19 protein-coding genes are annotated in these 19789 nt (G+C 44.4%); 11 read left to right on the top strand and 8 right to left on the bottom strand.

Going from position 1 to position 19789, the window contains the following annotated elements:
• Positions 1-56 precede the first annotated feature (56 nt).
• The 4 genes from OCU36_RS18010 to OCU36_RS17995 all read right to left on the bottom strand — a co-directional run bounded on the left by OCU36_RS18010 (position 57) and on the right by OCU36_RS17995 (position 5013).
• The gene (locus tag OCU36_RS18010) at positions 57-1649 is read right to left on the bottom strand and encodes a BCCT family transporter (protein WP_261839877.1); all 1593 of its coding nucleotides are present in this window, start codon (positions 1647-1649) and stop codon (positions 57-59) included.
• Positions 1650-1877: 228 nt separating this feature from the next.
• Positions 1878-2873 (bottom strand): dipeptidase, encoded by a 996-nt coding sequence (locus OCU36_RS18005; protein ID WP_261839876.1) that lies wholly within the window; start codon positions 2871-2873, stop codon positions 1878-1880.
• Between the two features lie 167 nt (positions 2874-3040).
• Positions 3041-4501 carry an aldehyde dehydrogenase family protein gene (locus tag OCU36_RS18000; protein WP_261839875.1) on the bottom strand — a complete coding sequence of 487 codons (1461 nt, stop codon included), beginning with the start codon at positions 4499-4501 and terminating at the stop codon, positions 3041-3043.
• Between the two features lie 110 nt (positions 4502-4611).
• The gene (locus OCU36_RS17995; protein WP_261839874.1) at positions 4612-5013 is read right to left on the bottom strand and encodes a RidA family protein; all 402 of its coding nucleotides are present in this window, start codon (positions 5011-5013) and stop codon (positions 4612-4614) included.
• Positions 5014-5170: 157 nt separating this feature from the next.
• On the opposite strand from OCU36_RS17995, the gene OCU36_RS17990 reads away from it, so the two are divergent.
• From OCU36_RS17990 to OCU36_RS17940, 11 genes are all read left to right on the top strand, one after another.
• Positions 5171-6052: a LysR family transcriptional regulator gene (locus OCU36_RS17990; protein WP_261839873.1), complete on the top strand. Its 882-nt coding sequence runs from the start codon at positions 5171-5173 to the stop codon at positions 6050-6052.
• A gap of 468 nt (positions 6053-6520) precedes the next feature.
• Complete coding sequence (locus OCU36_RS17985) at positions 6521-7441, top strand: IS5 family transposase (RefSeq protein WP_261839023.1); 921 nt, start codon at positions 6521-6523, stop codon at positions 7439-7441.
• 558 nt (positions 7442-7999) lie between these two features.
• Complete coding sequence (locus OCU36_RS17980; protein ID WP_261839872.1) at positions 8000-8401, top strand: ATP synthase subunit I; 402 nt, start codon at positions 8000-8002, stop codon at positions 8399-8401.
• 1 nt (position 8402) lies between these two features.
• The gene (gene atpB / locus OCU36_RS17975) at positions 8403-9173 is read left to right on the top strand and encodes a F0F1 ATP synthase subunit A (protein ID WP_261839871.1); all 771 of its coding nucleotides are present in this window, start codon (positions 8403-8405) and stop codon (positions 9171-9173) included.
• A gap of 50 nt (positions 9174-9223) precedes the next feature.
• Positions 9224-9460 (top strand): F0F1 ATP synthase subunit C, encoded by a 237-nt coding sequence (atpE, locus tag OCU36_RS17970; protein ID WP_004730405.1) that lies wholly within the window; start codon positions 9224-9226, stop codon positions 9458-9460.
• Between the two features lie 55 nt (positions 9461-9515).
• Positions 9516-9986 (top strand): F0F1 ATP synthase subunit B, encoded by a 471-nt coding sequence (locus OCU36_RS17965; RefSeq protein ID WP_261839870.1) that lies wholly within the window; start codon positions 9516-9518, stop codon positions 9984-9986.
• 11 nt (positions 9987-9997) lie between these two features.
• On the top strand, positions 9998-10549 hold the full coding sequence (locus tag OCU36_RS17960) for a F0F1 ATP synthase subunit delta (RefSeq protein ID WP_261839869.1): 552 nt from the start codon (positions 9998-10000) through the stop codon (positions 10547-10549).
• Positions 10550-10558: 9 nt separating this feature from the next.
• A complete protein-coding gene (gene atpA, locus OCU36_RS17955; protein ID WP_261839868.1) occupies positions 10559-12100 on the top strand; it encodes a F0F1 ATP synthase subunit alpha in 1542 nt (513 codons plus the stop codon).
• Positions 12101-12146: 46 nt separating this feature from the next.
• On the top strand, positions 12147-13016 hold the full coding sequence (gene atpG / locus OCU36_RS17950; RefSeq protein WP_261839867.1) for a F0F1 ATP synthase subunit gamma: 870 nt from the start codon (positions 12147-12149) through the stop codon (positions 13014-13016).
• A 29-nt stretch (positions 13017-13045) separates the two neighbouring features.
• Positions 13046-14431, top strand: a complete 1386-nt coding sequence (gene atpD, locus OCU36_RS17945; protein WP_261839866.1) for a F0F1 ATP synthase subunit beta — start codon at positions 13046-13048, stop codon at positions 14429-14431.
• A gap of 15 nt (positions 14432-14446) precedes the next feature.
• Positions 14447-14890 carry a F0F1 ATP synthase subunit epsilon gene (locus OCU36_RS17940; RefSeq protein ID WP_261839865.1) on the top strand — a complete coding sequence of 148 codons (444 nt, stop codon included), beginning with the start codon at positions 14447-14449 and terminating at the stop codon, positions 14888-14890.
• Between the two features lie 424 nt (positions 14891-15314).
• On the opposite strand, the gene OCU36_RS17935 is transcribed toward OCU36_RS17940, so the two are convergent.
• The 4 genes from OCU36_RS17935 to OCU36_RS17920 form a co-directional block, all read right to left on the bottom strand.
• The gene (locus OCU36_RS17935) at positions 15315-15860 is read right to left on the bottom strand and encodes an RNA-binding S4 domain-containing protein (protein ID WP_261839864.1); all 546 of its coding nucleotides are present in this window, start codon (positions 15858-15860) and stop codon (positions 15315-15317) included.
• A gap of 117 nt (positions 15861-15977) precedes the next feature.
• The gene (yejF, locus tag OCU36_RS17930) at positions 15978-17630 is read right to left on the bottom strand and encodes a microcin C ABC transporter ATP-binding protein YejF (protein WP_261839863.1); all 1653 of its coding nucleotides are present in this window, start codon (positions 17628-17630) and stop codon (positions 15978-15980) included.
• Positions 17631-17639: 9 nt separating this feature from the next.
• Positions 17640-18662, bottom strand: a complete 1023-nt coding sequence (locus OCU36_RS17925; RefSeq protein WP_261839862.1) for an ABC transporter permease — start codon at positions 18660-18662, stop codon at positions 17640-17642.
• 31 nt (positions 18663-18693) lie between these two features.
• Positions 18694-19782 carry a microcin C ABC transporter permease YejB gene (locus tag OCU36_RS17920; RefSeq protein ID WP_261839861.1) on the bottom strand — a complete coding sequence of 363 codons (1089 nt, stop codon included), beginning with the start codon at positions 19780-19782 and terminating at the stop codon, positions 18694-18696.
• Between the last annotated feature and the right edge of the window lie 7 nt (positions 19783-19789).

Here is a 19789-nt window from a genome sequence, read left to right as displayed (position 1 = left end):
GAATGTCCCATCAGCCCTCTGTCAAAGGTTGATTTATTCTTCTTCGTCGGAATGAGTTAAAGCCCCTGTTCCTTTGCCATTTTGATAGCGATTTGCGGCGCATTCCAAAGCGACGGCAGTAAAATTAAGGAAACGGGTACCGCAGTGATAACAATGAAAGATTGCAGTGCAGAAATACCGCCAGAGCCGAGTGAAATCAGTATCAAAGCTGTGACTCCCATCATTACTCCCCAAAAAGTACGAATAATGGCATTAGGCTCTGTCTCACCACTCACCACAACACTGATCGTGTACGTCATGGAATCCCCGGTTGTTACGATAAAAATTGTCGTCAGAACCAAGAACAAAATCGACGTTACCATTGGCATTGGTAGCTGCTGAGTCACTGCGAGTAGCGCGCCCGGTAAATTAAAACCTTCAAATGCTTTACTGACACTACCGGGGTCTGCAATTTCAAATGCTAGCCCTGAACCACCAACAACCGTGAACCAGAAACACGTCACAAACGGAGCAACAATACTGATGGTGGATACCAATTGACGAATGCTGCGACCACGTGAAATTCGTGCAATAAAGATTGCCATCATTGGGCCATAACCCAGGAACCACCCCCAGAAGAACACGGTCCACCAGCTCAACCAACCTTCGTCACCACGATAAGTCGCCATGGGAATGAAGTTATCAATCATGCTACCAACACCTTGGATGTAGCCATTGAAGATAAAGTTGGTTGGGCCAAAGATCAGTATGTAAATCATCAATGCCATTGCCAAAATAACGTTGTAACGACTTAGCATTTGCATTCCACGGTTTAATCCACTCAGAGCGGAAAGCGTGTAAAGAACGATAGCGAACAAGATGATGATCAGTTGCGTTGTAAAACCATCTGGAATATCAAACAATGCATTCAGTGCGTAGCTCACCTGCAAGCCCAAGAACCCAATCGGACCAATGGTGCCCGCTGCTACCGCGACAATACAACATGCATCAATCAGCGCACCGGTATGGCCTTTCAGTGCTCTCTCACCCAGCACGGGGTACAGTAAGATGCGAGGTTTAAGCGGTAAGCCTTTATCGTAGTGCAGGTGCATCACGACGATAGACGTTAAACTGCCGACAATCGCCCATGCTAAGAACCCCCAGTGCATGAATGATTGTGATAACGCATTCACCGCCCCTTGCTGTGCATTTTCTTGCACGCCATACAAAGGTGGAGGGCTAACATAATGCGCGATGGGTTCTGCCGCGGCCCAAAAAACACCACCGCCTGCAAGCAATGTGCAAAAGATGATCGCCATCCAGCGAAACCCATCCATTTCTGGTTTCGCGAGACCACCAAGAATAACCTTTCCAGTTCGTCCTGCCGCCAGGCCAAGGCCAATAAAAAAAGTCAAAAGAAGAAGCACTTGCCAGTAAGGTCCAAACACTTTTACAGACCAGGCAAACCCCGTATTGACAAGACTTGATAACAGCTCACCATCAAACAGAGCCAGTATGACGAACAGAGCAATAAAGCCACCGCTGTACCATAATGCTGGGTTTCTCAGCCCTAATTTATCTGAGGTTGACTCAGGCAGTGTTGCGTTATTTTTTGTATCGCTTGTTGTGTTTACTTTTGAAGATTTCACGTTAGTGGCTAAATCAGACATACTCTGACTCCAGAGGTTTCATTGCAGTCGCCATTAAAATGATGACCACAAGCGGTGTATTTAACACCTGCCCTGTTATTTTTGTATTGGGCAGGCTCATCCATGTTTGGGTTGTTGCATTACAAAATAGACGGTTATTCCTTTTGAATAATTAAATGGGTTAGCAGTACTGGCTAAATGAACGTCGGTTAACAGGCTGCCAATTTGAGGATTACTTGCTAAAAGCGCTTAACTCTTCCTTTGAGGCGCTAAGCCATCTTTCAAGAAGTTAAACCAGTTTTCTCCTAATACTTGCCCAGCTTCAGACTCGCTGAAGCCCTGACACATCAATCCGTTATAAATATTTTCCATGCCAGAACTACCACTGAACCAGGGCAAGGCATCTGGCCAACCAGAGTTGTTCGCAGAACCTTCACCGTAGTCCATGGCTTTGGACCAACGACCATTTCGCATCCACTCAAGAACGGTTTGAGGTTGGTTCAAACACAGATCACTCCCCACCCCCAAGTGTTCAATGCCGACCATGTCAGCGGTCGTCGCAACCATTTGGCAGAAGTCTTCCAACGTACATTGGCTGCCGTTGGGTAGATGAAAGGGATATAAGCTGAAGCCGATTAATCCACCGCGTGCAGTTAGAGCTTTAATCACATCGTTGGATTTGTTTCGTCGTGCATCATGAGCAAACGTTGGATTTGCGTGACTAATACAAATCGGGCGAGAAGAGAGATCAATCGCCTCTAGCGTAGAACGCTCAGCGCTGTGAGACATATCAATGATCATGCCGACTCGGTTCATCTCTTCGATGGCTTGCTTACCAAAACGCGTAATGCCGGCGTCGTGCTCCTCATAACAGCCCGTGGCAAGTAAGCTTTGGTTGTTGTACGTCAGTTGCATGATCAAAAGACCTTGTTGACGCATCACTTCGATAAGACCAATCTCATCATCGATTGGTGAACAGTTTTGAGCGCCAAGGAAAATGCCGACTTTGCCTGTCGTTTTTGCAATCTCAACATCAGCCATCGAATGAATCGGCATGATAATGTCTGCATTTTGCTCAAATCTTACATTCCACTCAGCAAAGCGAGATAACGTTTCACGAGCGGTCTCGTGGTAAACGGCTGTCGCATGAACGGCGGTAATGCCGCTTGCCTTTAATGTTTGGAAATACTCTCGGTTCCAATTGCAATACTGCAATCCATCTATAACAATCCGTTGCTGGTACATAACCACTCCTATCGAAAGCTCAATGTTCTGGCTCATTGTTGAAAACACGCTCAGTAACATGCTTTCAACAATGGGTGAAATCACAGGTTAAATGTCATTTACTGCGTTAGGTTTGAATGTTGGCCTGACTCTGAGATTCAGACCAATTCTTATTCGCAAAAAGCTAATTAATAAGGACGTTGGTAAGCCGTCTTGACTACCGTGTAGAACTCTTTCGCGTACTGACCTTGCTCACGAGGGCCGAAGCTCGACTCTTTACGACCACCAAACGGTACATGGTAATCCGTGCCCGCTGTCGGTAGGTTCACCATCACACAACCTGTCTGCGCTTGTTGCTTGAACATCGCGCTCGCGCGTAAGCTTTGAGTGATGATGCCCCCCGTTAGACCAAAGCGAGTATCGTTGGTCGTCGCGATAGCTTCCTCTAAATCAGCCACACGAATCACACTGGCCATGGGTGCAAACACCTCTTCTTGGTTCACTTCCCAATCGTTCTTCGTGTTCAAGAATAGCGTTGGAGACATGTAGAAACCTTCGTGTTGCATGCTCAAGCGTTCGCCACCGAATGCCAGCTCACCACCGCTTTGACGCGCTTTCTCAACCCAACTTAGGTTTGCTTCAAGTTGATTGCCATCAACGACTGGGCCCATGAACACACCGTCTTCCAATGCGTGCCCTACTTTAAGCTCGCTCATACGTTTGATCAGTGCGTCAACGTATTGGTCATGAATGCCATCCATAACCACAAGACGAGAAGATGCAGTACATTTTTGACCCGCACCTGAAAACGAACCGGCGATCGTGGCATCAACGGCGGTTTGGATATCTGCATCATCTGCAATCACCAGTGCATTCTTACTGCCCATTTCTAATTGGCAGCGAACGAAGTTTGGCGCTGTAGCAGCGGCTACCTTACGGCCGGTATCAACAGAGCCTGTAAAGCTCACCCCGTTCACATCTTTAGCGTTGATCAACGCATCACCGACAGTGGATCCGCTGCCAAGCACAAGGTTAAACGTGCCGGCTGGGATACCTTGACGGTGGATGATCTCTGTAAGTGCCACCGCACTAGCGGGAGTAAGGTTTGCCGGTTTCCAGATAACGCTGTTACCGAAAGCCAGTGCTGGAGCGATTTTCCAAGCCGCGGTTGCCGTTGGGAAATTCCAAGGAGAGATAATGCCGATAACACCGACCGCCTCACGAGTCACCTCAACCGAAACGCCGGGGCGTACCGATTCCGCGTTATCGCCTATTTGACGAAGTACTTCCGCTGCAAAGTATTGGAAGAACTGACCTGCACGGTAAATTTCGCCACGACCTTCAGCAAAAGGCTTACCTTCTTCACGAGAAAGCAACCTTCCTAGCTCATCGCAACGTGCAATCAGCTCATCACCAATTGCTTGAAGTACCGCTTGTTTGCGTTCAATCGGCGTTTTTTCCCACTCAGGCTGAGCGTGCTTGGCCGCTGAAATCGCTTGCTTAACTTGCTCTGTACTGGCTTGAGCAAAGTCACCAATGTTTTCAGAGATATCGGATGGGTTAATGTTCGCAACGATGCTGAGACCTGATTGCCATTCACCGCCTATGTAAAGTGCACTCTCTGGTTGAACATTCTGTAATTGAGTCATTATTGTGTCCTTGTAAAGGTTTGGCTGAGGTTGAGTCTGGCAACCATCTCATGCATTAATAAGGTATTAATTCTTAACGAACGTAACGAGTAAATCTTGTATTCAAAGGATCACAATTCAGGGTAAGCGACCGATGCATAAACCACGAATTCGACCAACATTTCTTCTCTTGCTAACCCTGCAACGACCACTGCCGCACGGTTTGGATAGGGTGCATTGAAGTACTCTCCGTATACGCGGTTTACCGTTTTTAGGTATTCACGGTCTGTCACGTAAATCAGCACTTGCAGCACTGAATCCATAGATTCGCCTGCACACTCCAACGTATGAGCCAGATTGTTAAAAATCTGACGCGTTTGCGCTTCGATACCACCCTCGACCACTGCACCCATCTCATCAATTGGAATCTGCGCGGTATATAACGTGCCGTTGTTAACGATGGCCCACTCTAAAGGTGCTTTAGAAGCAAAAAGCTCGGTTTTAACTGGGTGTTTTTTAATTTGTGCGTTCACGATTCTGCCCAACTTTGTAACAACTATGTTTCGATGTGGTTAAATACTGAACCTTGACGCATGATAAATCTAACGGTAAATTTTGTGCATTTGATAAGAAAAACCTATCACCTTGCAAAAAGTAAGGTAGATCAAGGGCTACAGAAGGATCAGTGCTATGACAATTAAGCTACAACAGTTGAAGCATTTTGTTTGGGTGGTCGAAGAAGGTGGATTTAGATCGGCATCTCACCGAGCAAATCGATCGCAGGCGGCGCTTTCAACCTCAATAAAAGAGCTGGAAAAAATACTCGGACAGCGGCTATTTGAAACAGGTAACAAATCGACATTGACGCCGTTTGGAGAAATATGCCTTCCAAAAATCACTCAATTCTTGAATGTTTACAAAGCATTAGATAATGATCTGCGCGCAGCAGCAGCTGGTCAACAAGGACGGGTTCGAATCGCAAGCGTGCCGTCGGTAGCGGCGAAGCTGATTCCGAGTGTTCTAGGCGCATTTTGTGAGCAATACCCCCATGTTGAGGTCAGCTTAATTGATGATAACGCCGCAAGTGTCGAAGCTAAATTGCTCTCAGGAGAGGTCGATCTCGCTCTGGGTAATAGCTCAAACTTAGAAAAAGAGAGCATCAACTTCACACCTTTGCTGTCCGATCCTATCGGAGTGGTGTGTCTCAAAGACAACCCTATCGCCTCTCAACAACAAGGAATAGAGTGGCAAACTTTGTTAAAACAACCCTTCATTCGCAACGGGACGTGTACGCTACTTGATTCGACACCTGCAAGAATGCTCAGCGAACAAGCTCTGTACTCTGTGGAGAACATTACTTCGCTATTTTCAGTGTTGGAGCTCGGTATCGGAGTGACCACACTACCTAAATTGGCATTCCCAACCAATGAAACCCGCTTGGTGTGGATTCCATTAATTGACCCGCCCTTACAACGTCAAATTGGTATCTTCAGGCTGTCTGACCGTACCATTTCTCCCCAAGCTCAAGCGTTTCATGACTTATGTATTCAGTACCTCAACTACGAAGAATGACAGGAAAAAGAAGCATCAATCGACGTCTACATCGTGTCGATTGACCAACGAACATAGCAAGTTTGATATTCACGGCCGGAAAGTCTATCGATCTCAAATATCTCGTCTTCTAGTCAAAATATTGGGCTGAGCTTAACCGTCAGTCGCACTCAATAAACTCAGCACTATACGATGACTTTATAGGCGGTTTTATCTCACTCAAATCCACCTTTAACCCTACTCAATACTTCTCATCTATACCTTATTATTTGCTTTTAATTACCTATATTATTCACCGTGAGTTCGGTAGGGGCTTGGATTTAATCGAGATTGTTCTTCAAATTACCCGTTTGAATACGATAGAACCACGTCATAAGGGTTGCGATACATCAATAATGAAAGTATAGCAAGGCTTTGTTGCGTAATTCAATGGAACTAAATCAAGAACCTACGATCTGATCAGCTACCTCCCCCCTCTCTCGTAGCCCTATGCCTAAGCCTCGTTACAAAACAACCAACTGGAAGCAATACAACCAATCACTCATTAACCGTGGCTCTCTGACCTTTTGGATTGATGAAGAAGCAATAAGCGGGTGGGCGCAAAGTAAACAGAATAAGCGCGGGAGGCCGCGTCGGTTCAGTGATTTAGCTATCACGACAGCACTCATGGTGAAACGAGTTTTTTCTATGCCATTGAGAGCGCTTCAAGGATTTATCGACTCGATATTTAGGTTAGCCCATGTACCGTTAAGTTGTCCGCATTACACCTGCATCAGTCGTAGAGCCAAGCAAGTTGAGGTTTCATTTAAGACTAAAACGAGAGGAGCGATACAACACCTAGCCATTGATTCAACTGGCCTTAAGGTTTATGGCGAAGGTGAATGGAAAGTCAAAAAACACGGGACGGATGGCAAGCGTAGAGTCTGGAGAAAGCTTCATATTGCCGTCGATACCAACACTCATGAGATCATTGCCGCCGAGCTAAGTTTATCGACGGTTACAGATGGAGAAGTATTCCCTAACTTACTGAAACAAACACGCCGAAGTATCCTTGAGGTGTCTGGTGATGGCGCTTACGACACGAGAGCGTGTCACGCTGCTATTAAGATTAAGGGAGCCATTGCGCTTATTCCCCCAAGAGAAGGGGCAGCCTTCTGGGAGCGTGGTCACCCTCGAAATCTCGCCGTGGGTTGCCAGAAATTATACGGCTCAAATAAGTATTGGAAAGAGCGGTATGGATACCACAAACGTTCACTCTCAGAAACAGCAATGTATCGAGTTAAACAGTTGCTAGGAGGGCAACTGAGCTTAAGAAATTACAATGCACAGGTGGGTGAAACTTACGCGATGATAAAAGCGTTGAACAAGCTTACTGGGTTAGGTATGCCTGAAACTTGTCGTATTGACTAAGGAATACGCGAAACGGGGTGGCTCTATCTCTAAATTTAATTACGCAACAAAGCCGTATAGCAACGCGAATAAAAGGCTTGTTAGGCAACACAAAGCGTTGTGATGACTCAGCTGTCGACACAAAATGGATTACACAGCGAATTAAATGTTGATTTTATCGTGAGTAACATATCGCTCAAAGATTAACCTCACAAAATTCATAAGTCATTGATTTTATGTAAACCAAAAAATGGAACTGAGTTCATATTAGACTCTGATTTTTAGAAAAAACCGAATCAGTCAAAATTAAAACACCTTAAAAGGCCACAAATATTGTTATAGACACATAATTCTCATAAATGAAAATCGACTTTTCCAAAAATGGAATTATTGATATCGATATTTGTCGTTTAGATCACAGAAGTTTAAGCGTAATTTATACCATGTCGAAACGGTTGTGATTTATGTCACTTCGCTTCGTCAGGGGGTATGAAAAATAGCCAATATTTAGCTTTTAAAAACAAGTTAAATGGAGTCTGTTTTTTGTATTAAGTTACACTGCTTAATTGAAGGTTTTTTATGAGGCTTGATGGGATCACTAGCGACATTCTTGTTGCTGCTAAAACAGTCGTTCTTTGCCAAGTAATATTAGCCATCGGTGTAGTTTTATTTGAAGTGTTTTTTGGTAATAAATTAGATATGGAATCTTCAGTTTTGGGTATCGTCATGGCGATAATTCCACCACTGCTTGGTTTTATATATGCAAGCCTAAAGGTACGGAAAAATCCTAATTATAGCTTGCGCGACTTAATGCAAATGAGTCGTGTAGTTAAAATAATATATACGTTTTTAATGTTTATTTTGGTATTTAAGTTTTTAAAACTTGATAACCCAGTAATATTATATGCGTATATCTTCACTATGGTTGGATACTTCTTGACACCATTTATTACCACTTCTAATAGATCGGAGTACGCGTAGTATGGATCAAATCACTACCGCTCACGAATATATAGAGCATCACTTAACATTTTTAACTTCAGGTGATGGTTTCTGGGCGTTTAACATTGACTCAATGTTGGTATCTTGGATTACAGGCTTACTGTTCATTGGTGCTTTTCGATATGTAGTCACCAAGGGCACAAGCGGTGTTCCAGGTCGCTTCCAATGTTTTATCGAGGTTATCTTTGAGTTTGTTAATAATCTAGTTAAAGAAATTTTTCAAGCGGAGGACAAATTAATTGGACCACTGGCATTAACCACTTTTGTTTGGGTGTTGTTAATGAATGCAGTTGACCTATTACCTATCGATTTAATACCAGTATTGACTCGTTTAATGGGGCTTGGCCACTTTAGAGACCTGCCAACGGCAGACGTAAATATACCAATGTCGATGGCATTGGGTGTGTTTATTCTACTGTTAACCTATACATTTAAAAATAAAGGCTTAAAAGGCTTTATCAAAGAGCTAACGACTCAACCGTTTGACAACCCTCTTTTATACCCTGTTAACTTTATTCTTGAATTAATCACTCTAATTTCAAAACCAATATCACTAGGTTTACGTTTATTCGGAAACATGTATGCGGGTGAAATGATATTCATTCTTATCGCATTAATGCCTTGGTGGATGCAATGGGCACTAAGTGTTCCATGGGCTTTATTCCACATACTAATCGTATTCCTACAAGCATTTATATTTATGGTACTCACCGTTGTTTATCTTGCGATGGCAACAGAAGAACACCACTAATCAATAAAAAAATTTAAAATTTAACCAACAATTATTTATCGGAGATACAAATGGATATCGTAAGCGCAGTTTTATATGTAGCAGGTGCATTACTGATCGGTTTAGGTGCAGCGGGTGCAGCATCTGGTATTGGTAACTTAGCAGGTAAGTACCTTGAAGGCGTTGCGCGTCAACCGGATCTTACTCCAATGCTTCGTACTCAATTCTTCATCATGATGGGTCTTGTTGATGCTGTACCGATGATTGGTGTTGGTATCGGTCTATACATCATCTTCGCCGTAGCTTAATTAAAAAGCTTTTAAAAGATCGATTTGTAAATAATCAAGATTTAGCGAGGAAGGTATGAACTTAAATGCAAGCATGTTCGGTCAAGCAATCTCATTCGTGATTTTTGTTTGGCTATGCATGAAATATGTATGGCCCCCTCTCACCGCGATGTTAGACGAGCGCCAAAAAGAAATCGCTGATGGTTTACGCCACTCAGAGAATGCTGCGAAAGAGCTAGAAATGGCGAAAGCAAATGGCGCACAGCTCATCGATGATGCGAAAAGAAACGTCACTGAACTGATTGAGCAAGGCAAAAAACGCCGCAGCGAAATCATTAGCTTAGCTCAACAAGAAGCTGAGCAAGAAAAGGCACGTATCTTAGAACAAGGTAGAGCTGAGCTAGAAGGCGAACGTCAAAAGATACGCCGTGAACTTCAGGCGAGTATGGCAGACGCTGTAATTGAAAGCGCACAGAAATTGATCAACAAAAACCTCGACTCTGAAACGAACCGAGCGTTAGTTGACCAATTAATAAGCGAACTCTAAACGGAGGCAATATGTCAGATTACACCAGTATTGCTCATCCCTACGCTAAAGCTTCGTTTGACTTTGCTTTAGGTGAAAACAAGTTGCAAGAGTGGCACTCAATGCTGTCAATTCTCGTCGCTGTCACTGAAGAAGAGACTATTGCGAATGAGATTTCCTCAGCAGACGGAGCTCGCACCCAACAAACGGAAGAGCTGGCTGACCTCATCATTAGCATTTGCCAAGGACTTGTTGACGACCACGTCGTAAACCTCATCAAAGTCTTGGCTGAGAATGGCCGTCTTTCCGTTGTAAAAGAGCTGTTTAACTTGTTCAGCGAGCTAAAGGATGAACACGAACGTGTAATTCCTGTCACTGTCACAAGTTCGGAATTGCTTACACAAGATCAAGTTGCATCGCTAACAGTTGCACTTGAGAAAAAATTAGAGCGTCAGGTTGAACTGGAGCAGGTTATCGATGACACACTGGTTGGTGGGGTCATAATCAAAGCGGGTGAGACCGTCATCGATGGCTCCTTAAATACATCAATTAGCCGATTAGCTAATCAACTTCACGCGAGATAGGTAACAAATATGCAATTAAATTCAAACGAAATTAGCGATTTAATTAAAGAGCGAATCGCGAAATTTAATGTGAGCACCGAGGCTCGCAACGAAGGTACGATAGTATCGGTTCGTGATGGTATCATCACAATTAATGGACTTGCTGACGTAATGCAAGGCGAAATGATCGAGTTACCTGGTGGCAAGTACGCTCTAGCACTTAACCTTGATCAATATTCAGTTGGCGCTGTTGTTATGGGCCCCTACACTGACCTTTCTGAAGGTATGAAAGTAAAAGGTACTGGTCGTATCTTGGAAGTACCAGTAGGTAATGGACTTTTAGGCCGTGTGGTAAACACTCTTGGTGAACCAATTGATGGTAAAGGCAGCATTAGTTTTGACCAACTTGATCCAGTAGAAGTTATTGCACCAGGTGTAATCGAACGTAAGTCAGTGGATCAACCTATTCAAACTGGTTACAAAGCCGTAGATACCATGGTGCCAATCGGTCGTGGTCAGCGTGAGCTTATCATCGGTGACCGTCAGACGGGTAAAACTGCTTTAGCAATCGACGCAATCATCAACCAAAAAGATTCAGGCATCAAATGTGTGTATGTGGCAATTGGCCAAAAAGCATCCACTATTGCGAACGTTGTTCGTAAGCTTGAAGATCACGATGCACTTAAAAACACCATCGTCGTTGTCGCTTCTGCATCAGAATCAGCAGCACTTCAATACCTTGCTCCATATGCAGGTTGTACGATGGGTGAATACTTCCGTGACCGTGGTGAAGACGCGCTGATCATCTACGATGACCTATCAAAACAAGCTGTCGCTTACCGTCAAATCTCATTGCTACTAAAACGTCCACCGGGTCGTGAAGCCTTCCCTGGTGACGTATTCTACCTCCACTCTCGCCTTCTAGAACGTGCGGCAAGAGTAAATGCAGAATATGTTGAGAAGTTCACTAAAGGTGAAGTTAAAGGCCAAACCGGTTCATTAACAGCGCTTCCAATCATTGAAACTCAAGCTGGGGATGTATCAGCGTTTGTACCAACGAACGTAATCTCTATCACCGATGGTCAGGTTTTCCTTCAAACCCAACTATTTAACTCAGGCTTGCGTCCAGCTGTCGACCCAGGTATTTCGGTATCTCGTGTTGGTGGTGCTGCACAATGTAAAATTATTAAGAAATTATCTGGTGGCATCCGTACGTCATTGGCTCAATACCGTGAGTTAGCAGCATTTGCTCAATTTTCTTCTGACTTAGATGAAACAACTCGCAAACAGCTTGACCATGGTGAGCGTGTAACAGAGTTAATGAAACAAAAGCAATACTCCCCTATGTCTGTCGCTGAACAAGCAACGGTTATCTACGCTGTAGAGAAAGGCTATTTGGCAGATGTAGAGTTGAGCAAAATCGCACGTTTTGAGGAAGAGCTTATTGCTTATGCAAAATCTCAAAGCCCAGAATTGTTCGATAAAATCAACGCTAAAGGTGACTACAACGACGAAATTGATGCTGCTCTTGGCGAGCTGTTGACTAACTTTGTCGCGTTGAAAGCTTGGTAAAAGCTCCGGTTTGTTGGCTGGAAATCTAAACAAATAGGAGCAGATAATGGCAAATACTAAAGAAATTCGCACCAAGATAAGTAGTGTTAGTAACACTCAGAAAATCACCAGTGCAATGGAAATGGTTGCGGCAAGTAAGATGCGTAAAGTTCAGGACAATATGGCGTTAACACGTCCATATGCTGAGAACATGCGTAAAGTTATCTCTCATGTCGCATCGGGTTCTCTGGAGTACCAGCACCCTTATCTTCAACAGCGTGAACCAAAGCGTGTTGCATACATCATTATTTCATCCGATCGGGGGTTATGTGGTGGCTTGAACTCAAACTTGTTCAAGAAAGTGTTAGAAGATATGGATCAGTGGCGCGCCAAAGGCGTAGAGGTAGAAACAACCTTAATTGGTTCGAAAGCTATCTCCTTTTTCCAACGCAGCGGTAATGTTATCGCACAAGTGGCTGGCCTTGGTGACACACCTAAACTCGAAGATATCTTAGGCACCGTCAATGCGATGCTAGGTCATTATGATGAAGGTAAGATTGACAGTTTGTATCTCGTTTACAACCAGTTCGTCAACACCATGGTTCAAGAACCAACGACCTTACAATTGCTCCCCCACCCTTCTGATACAGAAGCCGATGGAGAGGCAAGAAAGGCACGTCGTTGGGACTACATCTATGAACAAGCACCACAAGACCTACTCTCAGAACTGTTGCACCGATACGTTGAATCACAAGTGTATCAAGGCATCGTTGAGAGCATCGCCTGTGAACAAGCAGCCCGCATGGTAGCCATGAAAGCCGCTACCGATAACGCAGGTCAACTCATTGATGATTTGCAGTTGGTATACAACAAAGCGCGACAGGCTGCCATTACCCAAGAACTGAGTGAAATAGTCTCAGGAGCCCAGGCGGTGTAGGGTTAAAAATAGAATTTGAGGATTTAAAGATGAGTGTTGGAAAAATAGTTAAAGTTATCGGTGCGGTGGTTGACGTCGAGTTTAGTGGCGATAATAGCCCTCGCGTTTACGATGCATTGAGAGTAACTGGCGACGAAGCAGGTTCGCTGGTATTAGAAGTTCAGCAACAGCTGGGTGGCAGTATTGTTCGTTGTATCGCTATGGGTACGTCAGATGGCTTGCGTCGTGGTCTAACCGTTGAAAATACAGGTTCTCCGATCACCGTTCCTGTGGGCGAAGAGACCCTTGGACGCATCATGAACGTTCTTGGTCAGCCTATTGATGAATGTGGTGAAATCGGCGAAAAAGAAAACTATCAAATTCACCGTGAAGCACCTTCTTATGAAGAGCAAGCAAACAGCACTGAGCTTCTTGAGACAGGCGTTAAGGTTATCGACCTTATTTGTCCGTTCGCAAAAGGTGGTAAAATCGGTCTGTTCGGTGGTGCTGGTGTAGGTAAAACCGTCAACATGATGGAACTTATCAACAACATCGCTAAAGCTCACTCAGGTCTGTCTGTATTTACAGGTGTAGGTGAACGAACTCGTGAAGGTAACGACTTCTACTACGAGATGAAAGAAGCGGGTGTATTAGACAAAGTTGCGATGGTTTACGGTCAAATGAACGAGCCACCAGGAAACCGTCTACGTGTTGCACTTACTGGCCTGACTATGGCAGAGCGTTTCCGTGATGAAGGTCGTGATGTACTATTGTTCATTGATAACATCTACCGTTATACACTTGCGGGAACAGAAGTATCAGCACTGCTAGGTCGTATGCCTTCAGCGGTAGGTTACCAACCAACGCTGGCGGAAGAGATGGGTGTTCTTCAAGAACGTATCACCTCGACTAAACAAGGCTCTATCACTTCTATCCAAGCGGTATACGTACCTGCGGATGACTTGACTGACCCATCACCAGCAACAACGTTTGCCCACTTGGATGCGACCGTTGTACTATCGCGTAATATCGCTGCATTAGGTCTATACCCAGCAATTGACCCATTGGATTCAACATCTCGCCAATTGGACCCTCTTGTTGTTGGTCAAGAGCACTACGACATTGCACAAAAAGTACAAACAACGCTGCAACGCTACAAAGAACTAAAAGACATCATTGCGATTCTTGGTATGGACGAGCTGTCTACTGAAGATAAACAGACTGTATCTCGTGCTCGTAAGATTGAACGTTTCTTAACACAGCCTTATCACGTTGCTGAAGTATTTACTGGTCAGAAAGGTGTATTTGTACCGTTAAGCGAAACTCTATCAGGCTTTAAAGGTCTGTTAAGCGGTCAATATGACGATATCCCAGAGCAAGCATTCTTGTATTGTGGGTCTATCGACGAAGTGCTTAAAAAAGCAAAATCAATCTAAGAGGTAGGGTGCATCATGGCTATCGGAGTTACAGATAATACATTTCAACTTAATATCGTAAGTGCGGAAGGTACACTGTTTTCAGGCCCGGCACATGCCCTAGCCGTTTCTGGAGCTGACGGTGAGCTGGGTATTCGCCCTGGTCACTCTCCACTTCTAAGTAAAATTAAGCCAGGGGTAACCGTGTTTGTTACAGACCCTAAATCAGAGGGAGAAGTGCTGTATATCTCTGGTGGTTTGCTTGAAGTACAACCGGATGTTGTGACGGTTTTAGCAGATACTGCATTGCATGGTAAAGACATTAACCGCGCTCGAGCAGAAGAAGCAAAACGTGCTGCTCTAGAAAATATTAATAAAGGCAATGTTGACGTTAACTTTGCGCAAGCTCAACTTGAACTTGCAAAAGCCATTGCTCAGTTACGTGCTGTAGAACTTACTTCTTCTCGCACTCGTCACTGATAATAAAACGTCAATAGTTATTGATATGTAAATAGTCTACCAACTTAAAACTTATTTAAGTTGGTAGACTACATTTTCTCTGCTTTCGGTGATTCTAAGTCACATCAACACGCCCCGTGTGATCCACTCAAATAAGCGCGCCTCAGCTTCGCCTAACCTAATATCTAAACATATCCCTTATCAGAACATTCTTTTACCCACGCCATAAATGTCCATCAGGACTAGACCTTTATCCAACACTATTTGAACTCTATCCATACACCTCTAACCACAAATACAGTCCCCTCCCCCTTAACGGCTCCACTCACTATCCCACCTAATGTAATGACAAAAAAATTTAGTGACAAAAAAGGCTCACTAAATAGTGAGCCTTTTAAGAGTGGTTGAACACCAAACCGAAGTGAGGTGAAATGTTGCTTAAATCTTAGAAGAATTCAATTGAGTTACGGCCGCTTTTGTCGTCACGAGTGGGCTTTGGCGTATCCGCTTTCTTTTTCGGTTTGTTCTCTTTTTTCTCTTTTTTCTCTTTCTTAGGTTCAGCCTTAGCACTCAACATTTCTGCTGTGCTTTTCTTAGATTCTTTCTTCTTAGAATCCTTTTTAGACTGACCTTTTTTCGCCTTATTATCTTTTTTAGACGCTTCTTTCTTCTTTGGCTTTTCTGATTCTTCTTGTACTGGCTGATCACATACCACTACATAGTACTCTTGGTTGAATTCAAAGAAATCACCATCGTACATTTTACGGCGCTTACGCGTTTCCAGCTCACCATTTACCGCTACGTAGCCTTCAGAGATGATGTGTTTAGCTTCACCGCCACCACTCACTAGGTTAGCAATTTTAAACACTTTGTAGAGCTCAATTGGCTGACTAGAAACATCAATACCAATGGCTTCAATTTCAATCTCTTCGCCTTCTTCACCGAGCTCTTGGCCTTCGTAATCAGCGTCTTCGTAATGTTCTTGGTCCATGGTGACCTCTACCTAAATATGTACTTCTGAAATAGTGGCCGCAGTGTAATCGTAAAACGTCAAAATAACCATGTTGAATTCAACAGAACCTCATCAGTTTTAACCACAACCCCTGCATTATAGCGCCCCACCGATATTCGAAAGACTGACGAGTTGCTTGGTGTATTCATGTTGCGGATTACCAAACAAAGTCTCAGTGTCCCCCTTCTCTATAACTTCGCCAGCTTTCATCACTATGGTGTAATGACATAGAGATTTTACGACATTCAAATCATGACTGATAAACAAATAGGTCAGGCCATACTTTTCTTGAAGTGACTTCAGCAAATCCAACACTTGAGCTTGAACGGTTCTGTCCAATGACGATGTTGGCTCATCAAGCAAGATAAACTCTGGCTTTAAAATCAAAGCACGAGCAATCGCAATACGCTGCCTTTGACCGCCAGAAAACTCATTTGGATAACGGTGACGAGTTTCTGGGTCTAAGTCGACCTCTTTCATTACGTCACAGATGCGTTGATCGAGTTCATTGTCATCCAATTGTTGGTGCACTAACAAACCTTCACCAATCACCTGAGCGACCGACATTCTTGGATTCAATGCTGAGAACGGGTCTTGAAAGACCACTTGCATGCGGCTTCTAAACGGAAGCATCTGTTTGCGGTCTAAACCTTGTAACTGTTCACTCGAGTAGATAATTGACCCTTCACTATCCACCAGCTTAAGTATCGCCATACCGGTCGTCGATTTACCAGAACCACTCTCACCCACCAGGCCGATTGAGTGCCCTTTCTTCAAGGTGAACGCCATATCGGTGACAGCTTTAACATGAGAAATGGTTCGCTTGAATAAACCGCCCGTGATCGGGAACCAAACACGCAGTTGATTTACATCGAGTAGCGGTTTGCTGTCGGGTGATACAGGAACAGGCAAGCCTTTCGGGTCAGAGTTGATAAGCTTTTGCGTGTAAGGATGAGCTGGCGCATTAAACAGGGTATGACAGTCGTTGCTTTCGACTAAGCGACCGTCTTTCATTACTGCAACTCTGTCGGCAATCTTACGAACGATACTTAAATCATGAGTGATGAAAAGCATCGCCATACCCAGCTCTTGCTGCAGGTCTTTAAGAAGGTCGAGGATCTGCGCTTGTACTGACACATCCAGTGCGGTCGTCGGCTCGTCAGCAATAAGCAGCTCTGGTTCGTTGATCAATGCCATTGCGATCATCACACGTTGCCGCTCTCCACCGGATAACTCATGTGGGTAAGCGGAGATCTTTTGCTCTGGGTAGCGAATACCTACCTTTGAAAGCCATTCTATCGCCAAGGCTTGCGCTTTGTTGGTTCGCATTCCTCGGTGAATCGCAAGAGTTTCAATCAGTTGCTTATCAATTCGATGAAGCGGGTTCAGCGACACCATGGGTTCTTGGAAGATCATGCCGATGCGGCCACCACGAATCCCGCGCAATTGCCTTTCAGAACAACTCAGAATATCGGTACCAGAGAAATTAATCTTACCGTTCAAGTAATGGGCTGAGCCTTTAGGCAGCAGTTTCAATACTGAATTAGCGGTAACCGATTTGCCTGAACCACTCTCTCCGACCAACGCCAGTGTTTCACCTTTGTATATTTCGAGCGAAACATCGTGTGTTACCTGCTCTATCGCCTTCTTTCTTCCAAACCCTACCGACAATTTATCGATGGTTAGAACTGGAGACTTGTCAGAACAATCTGTTGCTGATCTTGAAGTAGGAACTGTATTTGAAGTCATCACCTATCCTTACTTCTGTTGATGTGGATCGAAGGCATCACGCACCGCTTCACCAACGAAAACCAGTAACGTCAACATCAGTGAAAGCACGACGAAAGCAGAAATGCCAAGCCAAGGCGCTTGCAAGTTCGCTTTACCTTGCGCCAACAGCTCACCTAATGAAGGCGAACCTGCAGGAAGACCAAAGCCTAAGAAATCTAATGAGGTTAATGTGGTGACCGAGCCTGAAAGGATAAACGGCATCATGGTTAATGAAGCCACCATCGCGTTGGGTAGCATGTGACGAAGCATAATGCGTTTGTCGTCAACACCCATCGCTTGCGCGGCACGTACATAATCAAAGTTTCGGCAGCGTAAGAACTCGGCGCGAACAATGCCAACCAGACTCATCCAACTGAACAGCACCATAATTCCGAGCAGCCACCAGAAGTTCGGCTCGATAAAACTCGATAGAATGATCAGCAAGAACAGGGTCGGCATCCCTGACCAAACTTCAATGAAGCGCTGACCAAACAGATCCACCCAACCACCGTAGTAACCTTGGGTCGCCCCAACAACCACACCAATCACGCTCGATACAATCGTCAGAATGAAACCAAACAGAACAGAGATACGAAAGCCATAAATGATGCGAGCTAACACATCGCGCCCTTTATCATCGGTTCCGAGCCAGTTGACTGAATCTGGCTCCGATGGCACCGCGCCTGAAATATCGAAGTTTATCGTATCGTAGCTAAACGGAATGATTGGCCACACGATGTAACCGCTGTCTTCAATAAGTTCGATAACATACGGGTCTTTGTAATCCGCTTCGGTTTCAAACTCGCCACCAAACTCGGTCTCGGCATACTGATTGATAATGGGTACAAACCACTGATTATCATAAGAAACCAAAAGTGGCTTATCGTTGGCAATCATCTCGGCGAACAGACTCAGTCCAAACAGAATGGTAAATATCCAAAGGGAGATAAAACCACGCTTGTTTGCTTTAAAACGTAACCAACGAGCTTCAGCTAAAGGGTTGTTAAACATTGATTATCAATACCTTTTTATTCATTCGCCATTAACGCGCTTCAAAATCAATTCGAGGATCAACCCAGGTATACGTCAGGTCGGAGATAATGCTCAGCAGCAAGCCGAGCAAGGTCATAATATAGAGAGAGCTGAACACCACCGGGTAATCTCGCTGAATGGTCGACTCAAAGCCAAGCAGACCGATACCTTCGAGTGAAAACATCACTTCAATCAACATAGAACCCGTGAAGAAAATACTAATAAATGCGCTCGGAAAACCGGCGATAATGATCAACATCGCGTTACGGAAAACGTGCTTGTAGAGAATGCTGCTCTCGTCCAAACCTTTTGCTCGTGCGGTCACCACATATTGCTTATTAATTTCATCAAGGAAGGAATTTTTGGTCAGCATGCTGAGTGTTGCAAAGCCACCGATGACCATCGCAAAGATAGGCAAAGCTAAATGCCAGAAATAGTCGCCAATTTGCTGATACCAGTTAAGCTGGTCGAAGTGACTCGATACCAAACCACGCAATGGGAACCAACTGAAGTAGTTACCACTCGCGAACAAAATAATCAGGATAATCGCAAACAAAAAGCCCGGAACGGCGTAGCCAACAATCACCACCGCACTCGACCAAATATCAAAGCGGGATCCGTGATGTATCGCCTTCATAATGCCTAAAGGTATCGAGATCACGTAGATGATTAAGGTACTCCATAACCCTAATGAAATGGAAACAGGCAGTCGCTCGATGATCAAATCAATCACGTTACCGCCCTTAAACAGGCTTTCACCGAAGTTAAAGGTCGCGTAATTTTTCAACATATCAAAGTAGCGAACGTGAACCGGCTTATCAAAACCAAACTGCTTTTTGATCTCTGCAACCACTTCAGGATCAAGCCCGCGAGAGCCTTTATAGCCACTGGCAGACGCTTGGTCACTTTCGCTTAAATCAACTTCTTGTCCACCACCAGAAAAGCGCTCCATAATACCGGAATTGTGTCCTTCTAGTTGAGCAATGGCCTGCTCTACCGGACCTCCTGGAGCAATCTGGATAATAAAAAAGTTAATGGTGATGATCGCCCACAGCGTGGGGATCACCAACAATAAGCGTCGAAATATGTACGCAGCCATGTTAACT

The organism is Vibrio artabrorum (assembly GCF_024347295.1).
GTDB classification, from domain to species: Bacteria; Pseudomonadota; Gammaproteobacteria; order Enterobacterales; family Vibrionaceae; genus Vibrio; species Vibrio artabrorum.
This window is presented reverse-complemented; position numbering and strand designations above follow the sequence as displayed.

What these genes read in the sequence shown, in the direction of transcription:
- OCU36_RS17990 (WP_261839873.1), top strand. Translation starts at nt 5,171, where the DNA reads ATGACAATTAAGCTACAACAGTTGAAGCATTTTGTTTGGGTGGTCGAA.
- OCU36_RS17920 (WP_261839861.1), bottom strand. Translation starts at nt 19,782, where the DNA reads ATGGCTGCGTACATATTTCGACGCTTATTGTTGGTGATCCCCACGCTG.
- OCU36_RS17940 (WP_261839865.1), top strand. Translation starts at nt 14,447, where the DNA reads ATGGCTATCGGAGTTACAGATAATACATTTCAACTTAATATCGTAAGT.
- OCU36_RS17965 (WP_261839870.1), top strand. Translation starts at nt 9,516, where the DNA reads ATGAACTTAAATGCAAGCATGTTCGGTCAAGCAATCTCATTCGTGATT.
- OCU36_RS17935 (WP_261839864.1), bottom strand. Translation starts at nt 15,860, where the DNA reads ATGGACCAAGAACATTACGAAGACGCTGATTACGAAGGCCAAGAGCTC.
- OCU36_RS17980 (WP_261839872.1), top strand. Translation starts at nt 8,000, where the DNA reads ATGAGGCTTGATGGGATCACTAGCGACATTCTTGTTGCTGCTAAAACA.
- OCU36_RS18000 (WP_261839875.1), bottom strand. Translation starts at nt 4,501, where the DNA reads ATGACTCAATTACAGAATGTTCAACCAGAGAGTGCACTTTACATAGGC.
- atpA (WP_261839868.1), top strand. Translation starts at nt 10,559, where the DNA reads ATGCAATTAAATTCAAACGAAATTAGCGATTTAATTAAAGAGCGAATC.
- OCU36_RS18005 (WP_261839876.1), bottom strand. Translation starts at nt 2,873, where the DNA reads ATGTACCAGCAACGGATTGTTATAGATGGATTGCAGTATTGCAATTGG.
- yejF (WP_261839863.1), bottom strand. Translation starts at nt 17,630, where the DNA reads ATGACTTCAAATACAGTTCCTACTTCAAGATCAGCAACAGATTGTTCT.
- atpE (WP_004730405.1), top strand. Translation starts at nt 9,224, where the DNA reads ATGGATATCGTAAGCGCAGTTTTATATGTAGCAGGTGCATTACTGATC.
- atpD (WP_261839866.1), top strand. Translation starts at nt 13,046, where the DNA reads ATGAGTGTTGGAAAAATAGTTAAAGTTATCGGTGCGGTGGTTGACGTC.
- OCU36_RS17960 (WP_261839869.1), top strand. Translation starts at nt 9,998, where the DNA reads ATGTCAGATTACACCAGTATTGCTCATCCCTACGCTAAAGCTTCGTTT.
- atpB (WP_261839871.1), top strand. Translation starts at nt 8,403, where the DNA reads ATGGATCAAATCACTACCGCTCACGAATATATAGAGCATCACTTAACA.
- OCU36_RS18010 (WP_261839877.1), bottom strand. Translation starts at nt 1,649, where the DNA reads ATGTCTGATTTAGCCACTAACGTGAAATCTTCAAAAGTAAACACAACA.
- atpG (WP_261839867.1), top strand. Translation starts at nt 12,147, where the DNA reads ATGGCAAATACTAAAGAAATTCGCACCAAGATAAGTAGTGTTAGTAAC.
- OCU36_RS17985 (WP_261839023.1), top strand. Translation starts at nt 6,521, where the DNA reads ATGCCTAAGCCTCGTTACAAAACAACCAACTGGAAGCAATACAACCAA.
- OCU36_RS17925 (WP_261839862.1), bottom strand. Translation starts at nt 18,662, where the DNA reads ATGTTTAACAACCCTTTAGCTGAAGCTCGTTGGTTACGTTTTAAAGCA.